Origin of the sequence: Streptomyces aureus, assembly GCF_000725495.1 — a bacterium.
GTDB lineage: Bacteria > Actinomycetota > Actinomycetes > Streptomycetales > Streptomycetaceae > Streptomyces > Streptomyces aureus_B.
Map to the genome: position 1 here is coordinate 38,897 of NZ_JNZD01000028.1, position 12,380 is coordinate 51,276.

Below are 12,380 nucleotides of genomic sequence, written 5' to 3' on the forward strand. Positions count from 1 at the left end.
AGGAACAAGGACCTCGACAATCCTCATTCTTGCTGGTCAGGGGCACTTTCTGCTTTCCTGACCGCCTGTCGGGCAGCCCACCTCGTGAAAGCGCGAGGCTAGGGCTGTCACGATGCGGAACGTACCGTCTGGCGTACGCAGGCTGTCACCCACCCGCAAGGCGGAGACCGGCGTCCAACCGCGGGCCTTGGCGAAGAAGCGGTGGCCTCTCGTACTGGAGATCACCCCGTCGGCCAACGTGATGTCCACCAGCTGTCGGGTGTCGTGCCGCATGGTGTCGGTCACTGGCCCCGAGCAGACGGCCGACCGGTCCGCGGATCCGTGGCACGGACCAGGTCCCTGACGCGGACGTCTGCGATCGATCTGCGCGTCCCGTCGGCCATCAGGACCTGAGTGCCGCCCGGGAGCTGCACACCAATGTGGAGTTTTACGCGGGAGTGGTCATGGAACTCTGCGGGCTGCCCCGCGAGATGTTCACCCCGACCTTGGAGCGCCAACGGTATTCGTCGTCTCCGACGTGCTCGCCCATCTCGATCGTGGCGACAGCGTCGTAGGCGGAGCCGGTGATGTCCCGGTAGTCCTGGCACACCACCTCCACCCGGTGCATCAGCCCTCGCTCGCGCACCTGTTCGCGCACATACGCGGCCTGCTCCCGGGCCAGGGTGCCGGCGGTTGTACTTCACCTCCTCCACGGCCTCGTTATGGCCGCGCATTGAACGATGCACGTTGGGACGACAGTGCGGGGCCAGACCGCCTCGACCGCATCCGGCAGGCCCTTCAGCCCGTCGCAGAAAGAGCATCAGGACATCTTCAACTCCGCGATTCTTCAGCTCGGTGAAGACCTGCAGTCAGTGCTTGGCGCCCTCACCACCGTCACCGGCCCAGATCCCGAGAACGTCCCGGGTGCCCTCGACCGTGACGGCCATCGCCACCTGGATCGGCGGGTTGGCAACCTTGTTGTGTACCGCCTTGGCCACTCGGCACCGCACGGCCACCCTGCGTCGACGTGACGTCCGAGGGCCGTCGGCGCGCAGGATCGGATTTTCCGGGTCGGCAGGCAGTGTCGTCCGGATGGGGCGTGGAGAGCCGGGAAGGTCTGGAGTGCGGTGAAAGGAAGGACGTTTCCGCGCTGGGCTCAAATATCAGGCTGGGACGGCAGCGGGTTCTGCTCCAAGACGAGCGTGATCACGAGCGTTCCCTCAGAGAGGCGAGGACGGTGCGGATGTCGGTGCGAGGGCCGCGGTTGTAGGGCAGTTTGGACAGCAGCATGCCCATGGCGCAGGTGTTGCTGAGCGCGGCGAACGTCAGCCCGGCGCCGATGGCGGTGCCGATCAGGTGCGCTCCCGGCACGAACACGCCGACGAGGCCGGTGACCATTACGACGGATCCCGCGATCAGGCGGACCTGGCGTTCGAGGTCCCACCGTGCTTCGCCTCGGTTGACGGGCGCGCCGGTGGCTTCCCAGGCCATCATGCCGCCGTCCAGCACGCGCAGGTTGGGCAGACCGGCCTCGGCGAGGGCCTGCTCGGCCTGGGCGGCGCGGGCGCCGGAACGGCAGACCAGGACCACGCCCTCGTCGAGGTGGGCGAGGAGTTCGCCACGGTGCTCGCGGAGGGTGTCCAGCGGGACGTTGTAGGAGCCGGGGATGTGGACCGTCCGGAACTCGCCCGGGGTGCGCACGTCCAGCACACGCGGTCCGCGTCCGTCCTTGATCAGCTGCTGAAGGGCGGCGGGGGTGAGACCGGCGGCACGGGAGACGTCGATGGTCATGAAAACTCCGTCGTGGTGAGGTGACCCGCATGGAGGTGCGGGAGGGGTATGTGCGGGTACAGGTGGGGGCTTGCGCACGCGCGCGGAGCCGGTCAGGGCTTGAGGGCTCCGCGCGGGTGCGCCGGCGGCTCTCGCGGCTGGGCGGTGGGCCGGCCGCTTTGGGGACGGGCTGCCGGATCAGACCGCGGCGGGGGTGTTGAGCAGGGCCCAGGCGGCGTAGCCGCCGAGGATGTCGGAGACGTCGGTGAATCCGTGGTGGCGCAGCAGGCTCGCGGCGATCGAGGAGCGGTGGCCGCCCGCGCAGTGCAGGACCAGGGGCTTCTCGCGCGGGATCTCGTCCAGGCGGCGGGGCAGTTCGCCGAGCGCGATGTGAAGGGCTTCGTCGATGAAGCCGTGCTCGCCGCGTTCACCGCAGTTGCGGACGTCGACGACGACCGGCGGGTTGTCGCTCTCCAGGGCTGTACGGACCTGGGCGGCGGTGAGGCGGCTGGCGGGGGTGACCTCCTCGGCCAGTGCGGTCAGCGCGTCGTCCGGGGAGCGCAGGTAGCCGGCCACGCGGTCGAAGCCGATCCGGGCCAGACGGGTGACGATCTCCTCCTCGCGGTTCTGCGGGGCGATGACCAGCAGGTCGGCGTCGGCGGGCAGGACGGTTCCGGCCTGTTCGGCGAACCGGCCGTCGGCAGGCACGTTCACCGACCCACGCAGGTGCCCAGCGGCGAACTCCTGTGGATCGCGGGCGTCGACGACGACGGCGCCGGAGGTGCGGAGGCCGGCGAAGCCCTCGACGGTCAGCGGCCGGGGGGCGGTGGCCGGGTCGAACAGCGGGCGCTCACTGCGGTTGAGAATCGCGTCGTAGACGAAGTAGCCGGGGGCGGCGGTCTGGCCGGCGGTCACGATGGCCACGAACTCGCCCTCACTCATCGGTGCGCACGCGTAGTTGGTGGCGCGCTGCTCGCCGATGGTGGACTGCTTCTCGGTCGAGAGGTTCTTGCCGCAGGCGGACCCGGCGCCGTGCGCGGGGAAGACCCGTACCTCGTCCGGCAGGCCCATCAGTTTGTTCTGGACGCTGTCGTACAGCATGGCGCCGAGTTCGTCGGCGGTGACGCCGATGGAGGCGAGCAGGTCGGGGCGGCCCACGTCGCCGATGAAGAGCGCGTCGCCGGTGAGCACACCGTACGGGACGGTCTGCTCGCTGTGCTCGTAGATCAGCACGCTGATCGACTCCGGGGTGTGCCCCGGAGTCTCCATGATCTGCAGGGTGACGTCACCGAGGCTGATCGTCTCGCCGTCGGCCAGCTTGCGGATCGGATACTCCGTCTCGGCGTGCCGGCCGTAGCCGATCCATGCGCCGGTACGGGCTGCCATCTCCAGGTGTCCGGCGACGAAGTCCGCGTGGAAGTGCGTGTTGATGACACCGACCACGGTGAAACCTCGGGCCTCGGCGTCCGCCAGGTACTCCGAGACATCCCGGCGCGGGTCGACGACCACGGCCTGGCCGGTGGCCTCGTCGGCGATCATGTACGACGCCTGCGACAGGCAGTCGAGGTAGTACTGGGCGAAGAACATGGGAACCTCCGTAAGTGAGACTCAGATACCCGAGGGGGTATATGAGAGGCCGAAAGGTGGCCTGCTCCCCGAAGGGGCAGGCGTGCAAGCGGGGGAAGGTCAGGCCGTCCCCGGGGTGGACCCCGTCGCGAGCGGGCGGCCGGCGCCGGCCCACCCCCGGGTCCCGCCGGCGACGGAAAGGGTGTCCATCCCGGCGGCGGCGAGCCGGTCCGCGGCCCACTGGCTGCGGTTGCCGCTCGCGCCGATCACGTACACCTGACGCCCCCTGGGCAGGTGGGGCGGTGCGGCGGCCGGTGCGGACAGTGGAGCAAGCTGCGCGCCGGGCGCATGTCCCGCCTGATACTCCTCCGGCTCCCGCACGTCAAGGATGACGGCGCCGGCCCTCCAGGCGGCGGTGAAGGACTCCAGGTCGACTTCGCGAGCCATGAGTGCATTCACCTCCAGATACCCCCCTGGGTATTACCTGAACGACGGTAAAGGACTCCCGTCCACCCTGTCAAATACCCCTGGGGGTATCGATTCCGCGATCATGCGACTGCCGTGCGGCCACACGTCGCCAGGCGACATCGTCGGACCCGGCACGCCTCCGACGGTGACGACAGGAGAGGCGATACGCCCTCCCGTGAGACTTGAGGCCCCTCTCGTCGGCGCTTCAGAGGAATCTCAGATCTTTCGTGACTACGTCAGTAAGCCGTTCAGCCCGGAGGAGGCCAGCGCTCGGGTGCGCAGGCCGTTGTGCCGAGCTGGCGTGGCGCAGCAGTCGGTGGAGGGCCCAGGCTGCGGTGGTCGAGCTGAAAGGACTTCTCACCGGACGTTGCGACGAACAGTTCGCCGAGGCAGGCACGCGGTTTCCGGTGAGCCTTCGGCGTGACGGCAGGCTGCCCGGCGGAACGAGGGCGACGAGCGTGGCGACGCGCCGCCAGGCCACGGGCACCACCCAATGACAGAGGAAGGACAGAAGGTCGTGGGCCGACTCACTTCGGGTAGCGGCCGCCGTGTATGCCGCGGACCGGTTCCTGCGCCGCGAATGCCGTCAGCGAGGTCGCTGACTGGATCGTCGGCCTTCGGCTCCTCGAACGCCGGTGTATGCCGTGGCGCATGGGCATGGCGAAGCCGGCGTACGGGCCTTCGCTTGGGGTTGCTGAACTTATGCCGGGTGAAGGCCGGTTGAGAGGCTCTCGCTTCCCGTGCCCGGTGGCCGCGATCACCGTGATGGCCGCCTGGTCTGGGCGGCTGCGGTCCGTACCGGGTCGGCACGGCCCCATTCGGGAGTGTCGCAGCCTGGGTGCGTCAGCTGTTGCGCAGGCGGGCCAGCGTCGCGTCGAGGTCGGCCTTGCGGGGCCGGTTGTGGGGAAGCTTGGCGAGCATGGCGGCCATTTTGCAGGTGTTGGTCGCGGCGGAGAAGACCAGGCCGCTGGCGATGCCGGCTGACAGGAGCCGGAAGGCCGGGTGGACGAACTCGCCCAGGGCCAGGCCGAGCAGAACCATCGAGCCGGCGGTGAGGCGGACCTGGCGCTCCATGCCCCAGGTCGCCTTTTGGGTGCCCTCGGGTCGGTGCAGGTCGTGTCCCTGGGCGGTCCAGGCGCCGGTGCCGCCGGTGAGGGTGGCGGTGTGGATGCCGTTCTCCGCGAGGATCCGGCAGGCGTTCTCGGAGCGGGCGCCGGAGGCGCAGACGACGAGGACGTCACCGGTCTGGGCGGCGGTGCGGAGATCGGGCAGTGCTCGGTCGAGCTGGTCCAGGGGGATGTTCAGGGCGCCGGAGATGTGGCCGCCGGCGTACTCGCCGGGGGTGCGGACGTCGATGACGGTGAGTTCGTGCAGGCGGGCGTGGGTCTGGTGGGGGTCGAGGGCGGTGGGGGTGGTCATGGTTGTTGTCATCCTTGTGCATCGGGGTGTCTCGGACGGAGGAGCTCGCGTGCCGATGGGGTGTGGGTGAGGACGTGGAGCTTGGTCACCCGGTGGGGAGTCAGACGAGGACGTCGACCAGCATGAAGACGGCGACCGCGAGAAGTACGTAGGCGAAGACCCGCTGAAGTGTCTGGCCCTTGAGCCTTTTCGAGAGGCGCTTGCCGTCCCAGGCGCCCAGGATCGCTGCGGCGGTGAACGGTGCGATGACGGCCCACTCCAGCTGCGTGCCGGAGCCGGCCCGTGCGGTGAGGGCTGCCATCGAGTTGATCGTGATGACCAGGAGGCTGGTGCCGACCGCCCGGCGCATGGTCAGTCCGAGCACGCCGACCAGGGCCGGTACTGCGAGGAAGCCGCCGCCCACGCCCAGGAATCCGGTGACCGCGCCGAGTCCGGCGCCGGCTGCCCCGGCCTTGCGGGGGTTGACCGGGCCGGGCGGTTCGGTATGTGCCGGGCGCAGCATGCGCAGGGCGGCGAGTGCCGCGATGACGGCGAAGGCGATGGTCAGCACGGCGTTGGGCAGGTGGCTGGCGACGGCTCCGGCGATCATCGCGGGCACGATGCCCGCGGCGGCGAAGAGCAGCCCGGTGCGCCAGGCCACGTTGCCGTCCCGGGCGTGGCCGGCCAGTGCCGTGACGGAGGTGAGGGTGACGATGATGAGGCTGGCCGTCGTCGCCTGCGCCGGGGTGAAGTGGAGCAGGTAGATCAGGGCGGGGACGGCAAGGACGCTGCCGCCTCCGCCGAGGCCGCCCAGGGCCAGGCCGATGACGCCACCGGCGACGAGTGCGAGGATCAGGGCGGTCATGCTATCGAGCCGTCGTTCCCGTGCCTGTCGACGACGGGGTGTCCGGCGGCAGCCCACGCCTGCATACCGCCCTTGACGTCGACGGCGTCGGAGCCGCGCTCTGTCAGCAGTTCTGCTGCCTGCTGCGAGCGGCGCCCGCTGCGGCAGATCACCACCAGCGGCCTTGCCTGGACCCTGCTCGGCAGGGCCGCCCCCGCGGCCAGCCGGGACAGCGGCGCGTGGATGGCGCCGGGTGCGTGTCCGGCGTTCCACTCGGTCTGCTCGCGCACGTCCAGCAGGACGGCCGGGGCGTCCGCGCCCTGGGTGCGGCGGTGGGCCTCGTCCACGGTGACGCGGTTCGCGCCGCGACGGAAAAGGAACATCTCACAACCTCTCGAAAAGTTCTCGGGTACGGGCCGCCTCGTCGAGCCGGCCGCGGGCGGCCGACGCGTTGGCAGGGCCGTTTCGTGCCAGGGGGCTACGGTCAGCTGGTGACGACGGTGAGTCCGGCGGCCTCGGCGGTGTCGAAGTCGTCGTCGACCGCCACCACGGCGCGGCCGGACGCGTCCAGCAGGGAGGCGGCGATACCGGCGCGCATGCCGCCGGCGCAGTGCACCCAGACGGTGCCGGCCGGCACCTTGCCGAGCCTCTTGTGCAGCTGGTGGATTGGAATGTGTACGGAGTTCTTGATGTGTCCGGCGGCCCGTTCGGAGTCGCGCCGCACGTCCAGGACGACGATGCCGTCCGTGCCCCGCCCGGCCAGACCGGCGAAGGTGGAGCGCGGGAAGGATGCGAGCGTGTCGCCCTGGGCCGTCCACTCCTGGGGCGTGCCGGTGGCGGCGGCCGCGGGGCGGTCGATGCCGACCCGGACCAGTTCCCGCTGCGCGGCGGCCAGTTGTTCCGCAGACTCGGCCAGGAGCGTTACCGGCTTGCCCCACGGGATCATCCAGGCCAGATACGTGGCGATCTTGCCGTCCGCCTCGAAGTTGAACGACCCGGCGACGTGGCCCTCGGCGAACGCGACCCGGTTGCGCAGGTCGACGACCCATTCACCGGCCGCGAGGCGCGCGGCGATCTCGTCGGCGTCCGCGAGGGCCGGGGGAGTCAGGTCCACGGGTGCGGGACCGGCGGCGTTGGCCGGCCCCATGCGCGTGTAGTAGGCGGGGATGGCGTCGAGGTCCGCGAGGAGCTGCGCGACGAAGGAGTCCACGTCCGTCGTCAGGGCCGCGTTGACCGCCTTCTCCTTGCCGATCGTGGTGGCGTCTCCCTCGGCCTGCGCGGAGGAGCAGAAGCTGCCGAAGCCGTGCGTGGGCAGCACAGGGGTCTCGTCGGGTAGTTCGGCCGCCAGGCGGTGCGCGGAGGCGTGCTGGGCGCGGGCCAGGTCTTCGGTCAGACGCGGCTCGACGAGGTCGGGACGGCCCACCGTGCCGATGAGCAGGGAGCCGCCGGTGAAGGCGGCCACCGGCTGCCCCTGGTCCAGCAGCACGTAGGAGGTGTGGTGCGGGGTGTGTCCCGGGGTGGCGACCGCCCGCAGCTCTAGCTCGGCGTCGACGGTGACGGTGTCTCTGTCGGTTACCGGGACGCGGGTGAACGACACGTGCGCGCCGACGGGCACCAGGTAGGAGGCGCCCGTGATCCGGGCCAGCTCCAGGCCGCCGGTGACGTAGTCGTTGTGGATGTGCGTCTCCACCACGTGAGAGATCCGTACCCCCCGGCGCGCGGCGGCCGCCAGAACCTGGTCGATGTCGCGCGGCGGGTCCACCGCCACGGCTGCCCGTGCGCCGCCGGCCAGGTAGCTGCGGTTGCCCAGGCCCTCGAGCTCGATGGTGTCGATGAAGAACACGGAGACGCTTCCTTCCCGTCGAATGTACCCCCCGGGGTATATGCATCCTAACAGTGGTACCCCGGGGGGTATTCCGGTCGGGGTTTCGACCTCAGTCCGGCCATCGGTTGCAGGCCGCTGCCTGCGTGGTTCGAATTGCGGTTCCAGCCGTGCCCTCTGCCGGCTTCTTGAGACCGGGACCGGCTGCCGTCGCGCTCCCTGGCCGACCGCAGGCCCTCCGCAGCAGGCGGACAGATGTGCCATCCCGGTCACGCCGCTGTTCGCGGCCCCCCGGCGATTGCCTTGTCGGTACCGGTGGCGACCTTGGCCGGCCCGGGGCCGGGACGCCTCCGACCCGGCCGGCAACACCACCCTCACGGGACGAACGTCGCCTGCGGTTCCCGGTGACAGGCCGCAGCCTGGCGACATGACCTGCGAGGCCCAGGCGCTGCAGTGGCTCTGGTGACCTCCGGTCCGCATCTGGGGGCGGGATGCCATGTCGCTGCATCTCGGCCGGCCGACAGCCGCGCCCGGAATACGGCCCATGGCGATGCTGGGTCAGGGCTTGGCTGACCGTCCGGGCATGCCGGAACAGTGCAGAACAGGCGGGGTATCGGCGAGCAGCGCCTGAATGAAGAAGCCGACGGCCAGGCTGCCAACCGCCGCGACCGCCCCAGCAACGAACTGGGAACCGTGCGGGCAGCGGGCCGAGTTGCCGGTTTCGAGAAGAGTTGTCGGCTCAAGCTTGGACACGGCGGTGTCCGGAGCCGCGGTCAGACCCCCGCGCGGCCGGAAACGCCGGTCGCGACCGGCGGCACGGCTTCGTCGCCACCCTTTGCGCCGGGGTACGGAGCGTTGTCGCTCGCACGCGGGCTGCGGGTGGCGATCAGGTACACCAGCGCCCCGGCGAACAGCACGAGGGATACGTAGTCGTTCAGGCGCAGACCCAGGAACTGGTTGGCATGGTCGATGCGCAGTGCCTCGATCCAGGCCCTGCCGGCGGTGTAGGCCAGTACATAGCAGGCGAAAAGCCGCCCCCTGCGGAGCCGACGGTGGTATCGGCCGTCCAGCCAGAGCAGGAGTGCCACGATGCCGAGGTCCCACAGCGACTCGTACAGGAAGGTCGGGTGATAGAGCGCGACCGAGGCGCTGTCGGCGGGGCGGTGTGCCGAGTCGATGTACAGCGCCCAGGGCAGGTCGGTGGGACGGCCGAAGAGTTCCTGGTTGAAGTAGTTGCCCCAGCGGCCGATCGCCTGCGCCAGCACCAGTCCTGGCGCGGCAGCATCCGCGAAGTCGGACAGCCTGATACCCCGGCGTCGGCAGCCGAGAAAGGCGCCGACTGCGCCGAGCGCCACCGCACCGGGAATGCCCAGACCGCCGTCCCAGATATACAGGGCGTGCAGCGGCTGCCGGCCCGCGGCGAAGTACAGCTCCGGATCGGTGACGACGTGATACAGGCGGCCGCCGAGTATGCCGAACGGCACGGCCCAGATCGCGATGTCGGCGATGTCCTCCCGGCGCCCGCCCCTCGCTGCCCAGCGGCGTCCGGTCAGCCACACGGCGGTGAAGATGCCGGCCAGGATGCACAGCGCGTAGGCGCGAAGCGGCAACGGCCCGAGGTGCCACACCCCCTGCGAGGGGCTCGGCAGGTACGCCAGGTTCATCGACTCGACCGTTCTTCACGTGCACGGGGACCGGCCGGTGGGCCGCGACAGCCCGCCCGACAATACATCGGACACCGAACTATCCGGAATCGGCTGCGGCCTTGCCGCTGCTCTTCCCCTTCGACGCACGAGCGGCGGTACCCGCGTGGGCCCCGGCTACCCTTGCCGCATGTCCGCGCAGCCCCACTCCGAGGCCTCCCTGCCCCGGCCCACCGGTGGCGTACCAGATGCCCGCCCGCTCACCGAGGCTGTCACCCGCCTGCGCCGCGCACTGCGCGTCTCCATCCGCACCGACTACCCGTGGGAAACCCTTCCCATGGCCCAGGTCGAACTGCTGCAGGTGCTCGGCGAGCACTCACCTGCCCGGATCAGCGACCTCGCCGGGCGCCGGCGGCTGGCGCCCAGCACGGTCAGCGGCCTGATCGGGCAGATGATCACGGCGGGGCTGGTGACCCGTGATGTCGATCCCGCCGACCGCCGCGCGTCCGTCGTCGCGCTCACCACCGCCGGACGCGACCGGCTCGCCGCCTGGACCACCGCCCACGAACACCGCATGGACGCGGCACTCGCCGCCCTCGACGACGCCGACCGGGCGGCGATCGCAAACGCGCTGCCGGCTCTCTTCCAATTGGCCGAGCGCCTGAGTGAGCCGGCGGACGCTGCGACTGAACGGTGATCAAGACGAGGAATTCTGCGGCCTTCCGCCTCTGAGGAGAGTCGCCCCCGTCGTGTACCGGCCGCCGGCACCCAGGGCCGAGCACTGAAGCGTGATCCGGGCGGTGAGGGGCGCTTCTGAGGCTGCCGGGCACCGCCGCCGCGTCGGCGTCTTCTTCAGCCGGTGTTTCCCCGGCCGTCGTGCCCAACACACCCGGTGCTGCTCGCAGGCGTCGCGCGGCACCAGGTCACCGGCGATGTGAAGGGGGCCGGGACCCGAAGTGCGTCAGGTCCGTCGCCGGTTCGCCGGTAGCCAAACCGGCGTCGGACCGAGGGGGCTCCTGGGCCCGGGGATCTCAGCTGCCGGTATCGGCTGCAGAGAGTGAGGCGAGGGCGGCATCGAGGCGACGGGCGGCCTCCTCGGCGACGGGGCGCAGAGCCTCGAGTTCGCTGAGGGTGACCATGGTGTTCGGGTCGATGGCCTGGACGGCCGTGCGGTCGCCGTCCCTGCGGACGACCACGTTGCACGGGAGCAGCAGACCGATCGAACGGTCGGCCTCCAGGGCACGATGTGCGAGGGGTGGGTTGCAGGCACCGAGGATGACGTAGTCCTCCATGCCCTGGTCGAGCTTCGCCTTGAGGGTCGCGGTGACGTCGATCTCGGTGAGGATTCCGAACCCCTGTTCCGCGAGGGCGTCGCGGGTGCGGGCGACAGTGGTGGCGAAGTCGGTGTCGAGGTGCACTGTGCGGTCGTAGCGCATGGCGTCGGTCCTCCTCTTCGGCCGCTCGCAGGGCGCGGGACGAACAGCCCTTCATCAGCGGTGCTGGCCCGGTGTTTTCAGATCTTTCCCACCCCTGTGGAGATCTCCTGGGGTACCTGGATCGGCGTCACGGCCGTATGTCCACAGGCGTGCTTCAGCTGATCTTCCCGCTGAGGCTGTTGACCGTCGCCGGGTGCATGCTGAGCGACGCTGTTCTGTGACGGCCGCAGCGGCATGAGCCCTTAAGCCAGTGACAGGAACAGTTTCTCCAGCCGGGCACGCATGACGTCCGTGTTCTCACCGTTGTGCCGACCGGAGTCGAGGTCTGCCACACACTGCTGCAGGCCGGTAGCGATGATCGCGAATCCCGCCCGGTCCAGCGCGCGCGAGGCGGCGGCGAGCTGTGTGACGACGTCCTCGCAGTCGCGCCCCTCTTCGATCATCCGGATCACACCGGAGATCTGCCCCTGCGCGCGGCGCAGCCGGTTCAGTACCGCCTTCAGGTCCGCACCCGCGAGTTCTAGTTCCACGATCACTCCTCGAAAAATACCCCTAGGGGTATTGTACGTCCCGTTTCGAGACGGCGTCGACCATTAAGAATCACACGTGCTTCGGCTGGCTCTGTCGCCTGTCGCCTGCCGCCCTGCCTGGCGGGCACGCACCCGCTCCGCGAACTCGGCGTCATGGACGCAGGCACTCCTGCCGCGCCCGGTCCGAGTCGCGACAGACTTGTCAGTTCGCCGCGTTCTCGTCACCGGCGAGACCCGTGTCTGGGGTGCCGCGGTTCGCCGCTCTGCGCACCGGCTGAACTCCACGCTTCGGGAGCCCCGCGGAGGTGGCGAGGGTGTCCCGGGCCTCAGTTCGCTATCGCCGAGTCCGAGGCCTGTCGGCGGCGCACGTCCTGCATGTCCACGGTCCGAATCCCGCCGATGAGCTCCTCGAGTGCCTGCGGCGGTAGCGCGCCCGGCTGGGAGTACAGCACGGTCCGCTCGCGGACGGCCATCAGCGTGGGGATGGAAGTGATCTGGAAAGCCTCTGCCAGTTCGGGCTGCGCCTCGGTGTCGATCTTGCCGAACACGATGTCCGGGTGGCGCTCGGCCGCCTTCTCGTAGATGGGGCCGAACCTCCGGCACGGGCCGCACCATGCCGCCCAGAAGTCGATCAACACGATCTCTGAACCGGTGACGGTCTCCTCGAAGTTGTCCTTGGTCAGTTCAACGGTGGCCATGGGACCCGATCTCCTCTCATATACCCGGTGGGGTATTTGACTCAACAGGTGCTCGTACGGGTTTGTTCCAGTCAGGCTCCAGGGAGGATCGGACCGTATGCTTCCGGCGAGAAGCCCCCTTGTTCACGTGGGGGAGGAGTCACCATGCAGCCCACGGCGCCGCCGCCGAGCAGCAAGATCTAGATCTCGGCGTCAATTCTCCCGGTACGGCTGTTCCGACCCAGGG

General features: G+C 69.9%; 14 protein-coding genes and 3 pseudogenes. 2 read left to right on the forward strand and 15 right to left on the reverse strand.

What is annotated here, in order from left to right; genetic code table 11:
• Positions 1–36: 36 nt before the first annotated feature.
• A complete protein-coding gene (locus IO36_RS29160) occupies positions 37–285 on the reverse strand; it encodes a hypothetical protein (RefSeq protein WP_037624085.1) in 249 nt (82 codons plus the stop codon).
• A gap of 101 nt (positions 286–386) precedes the next feature.
• On the opposite strand from IO36_RS29160, the pseudogene IO36_RS49430 reads away from it, so the two are divergent.
• Positions 387–500, forward strand: a pseudogene (locus IO36_RS49430) (citrate/2-methylcitrate synthase); the annotation flags it as partial.
• On the opposite strand, the pseudogene IO36_RS29165 reads toward IO36_RS49430, so the two are convergent.
• The 11 genes and pseudogenes from IO36_RS29165 to lgt all read right to left on the reverse strand — a co-directional run.
• Positions 500–673, reverse strand: a pseudogene (locus IO36_RS29165) (SAM-dependent methyltransferase); the annotation flags it as partial. The pseudogenes IO36_RS49430 and IO36_RS29165 sit on opposite strands and share 1 nt — an antisense overlap.
• Before the next feature lie 42 nt (positions 674–715).
• A pseudogene (locus IO36_RS44970) lies at positions 716–956 on the reverse strand (transposase); the annotation flags it as partial.
• Between the two features lie 229 nt (positions 957–1,185).
• The gene (locus IO36_RS29170) at positions 1,186–1,770 is read right to left on the reverse strand and encodes a rhodanese-like domain-containing protein (protein WP_051901032.1); all 585 of its coding nucleotides are present in this window, start codon (positions 1,768–1,770) and stop codon (positions 1,186–1,188) included.
• A 177-nt stretch (positions 1,771–1,947) separates the two neighbouring features.
• Positions 1,948–3,336: an MBL fold metallo-hydrolase gene (locus tag IO36_RS29175; protein ID WP_037624088.1), complete on the reverse strand. Its 1,389-nt coding sequence runs from the start codon at positions 3,334–3,336 to the stop codon at positions 1,948–1,950.
• Between the two features lie 99 nt (positions 3,337–3,435).
• Positions 3,436–3,762: a rhodanese-like domain-containing protein gene (locus IO36_RS29180; RefSeq protein ID WP_037624089.1), complete on the reverse strand. Its 327-nt coding sequence runs from the start codon at positions 3,760–3,762 to the stop codon at positions 3,436–3,438.
• Between the two features lie 864 nt (positions 3,763–4,626).
• Positions 4,627–5,202: a rhodanese-like domain-containing protein gene (locus IO36_RS29185; protein WP_037624091.1), complete on the reverse strand. Its 576-nt coding sequence runs from the start codon at positions 5,200–5,202 to the stop codon at positions 4,627–4,629.
• A gap of 100 nt (positions 5,203–5,302) precedes the next feature.
• Positions 5,303–6,046: a sulfite exporter TauE/SafE family protein gene (locus IO36_RS29190; RefSeq protein ID WP_037624092.1), complete on the reverse strand. Its 744-nt coding sequence runs from the start codon at positions 6,044–6,046 to the stop codon at positions 5,303–5,305.
• Positions 6,043–6,408 (reverse strand): rhodanese-like domain-containing protein, encoded by a 366-nt coding sequence (locus IO36_RS29195; protein WP_037624093.1) that lies wholly within the window; start codon positions 6,406–6,408, stop codon positions 6,043–6,045. The genes IO36_RS29190 and IO36_RS29195 overlap by 4 nt, the downstream gene beginning before the upstream one ends.
• A 101-nt stretch (positions 6,409–6,509) precedes the next feature.
• Complete coding sequence (locus IO36_RS29200) at positions 6,510–7,868, reverse strand: MBL fold metallo-hydrolase (RefSeq protein ID WP_037624094.1); 1,359 nt, start codon at positions 7,866–7,868, stop codon at positions 6,510–6,512.
• A gap of 537 nt (positions 7,869–8,405) precedes the next feature.
• On the reverse strand, positions 8,406–8,600 hold the full coding sequence (locus IO36_RS47055; RefSeq protein ID WP_158997551.1) for a hypothetical protein: 195 nt from the start codon (positions 8,598–8,600) through the stop codon (positions 8,406–8,408).
• A gap of 20 nt (positions 8,601–8,620) precedes the next feature.
• Positions 8,621–9,511 carry a prolipoprotein diacylglyceryl transferase gene (lgt, locus tag IO36_RS29205; protein ID WP_037624095.1) on the reverse strand — a complete coding sequence of 297 codons (891 nt, stop codon included), beginning with the start codon at positions 9,509–9,511 and terminating at the stop codon, positions 8,621–8,623.
• Between the two features lie 169 nt (positions 9,512–9,680).
• Between lgt and IO36_RS29210 the strand changes: the two genes are divergently transcribed.
• The gene (locus tag IO36_RS29210) at positions 9,681–10,187 is read left to right on the forward strand and encodes a MarR family winged helix-turn-helix transcriptional regulator (RefSeq protein ID WP_037624096.1); all 507 of its coding nucleotides are present in this window, start codon (positions 9,681–9,683) and stop codon (positions 10,185–10,187) included.
• A gap of 334 nt (positions 10,188–10,521) precedes the next feature.
• Here the strand turns inward: IO36_RS29210 and IO36_RS29215 are convergent, their stop codons facing one another.
• From IO36_RS29215 to IO36_RS29225, 3 genes are all read right to left on the reverse strand, one after another.
• Positions 10,522–10,926 (reverse strand): DUF302 domain-containing protein, encoded by a 405-nt coding sequence (locus tag IO36_RS29215; RefSeq protein WP_037624097.1) that lies wholly within the window; start codon positions 10,924–10,926, stop codon positions 10,522–10,524.
• 242 nt (positions 10,927–11,168) lie between these two features.
• The gene (locus IO36_RS29220; RefSeq protein WP_037624098.1) at positions 11,169–11,456 is read right to left on the reverse strand and encodes a metal-sensitive transcriptional regulator; all 288 of its coding nucleotides are present in this window, start codon (positions 11,454–11,456) and stop codon (positions 11,169–11,171) included.
• 326 nt (positions 11,457–11,782) lie between these two features.
• On the reverse strand, positions 11,783–12,154 hold the full coding sequence (locus IO36_RS29225; RefSeq protein ID WP_037624100.1) for a thioredoxin family protein: 372 nt from the start codon (positions 12,152–12,154) through the stop codon (positions 11,783–11,785).
• Positions 12,155–12,380: the final 226 nt, after the last annotated feature.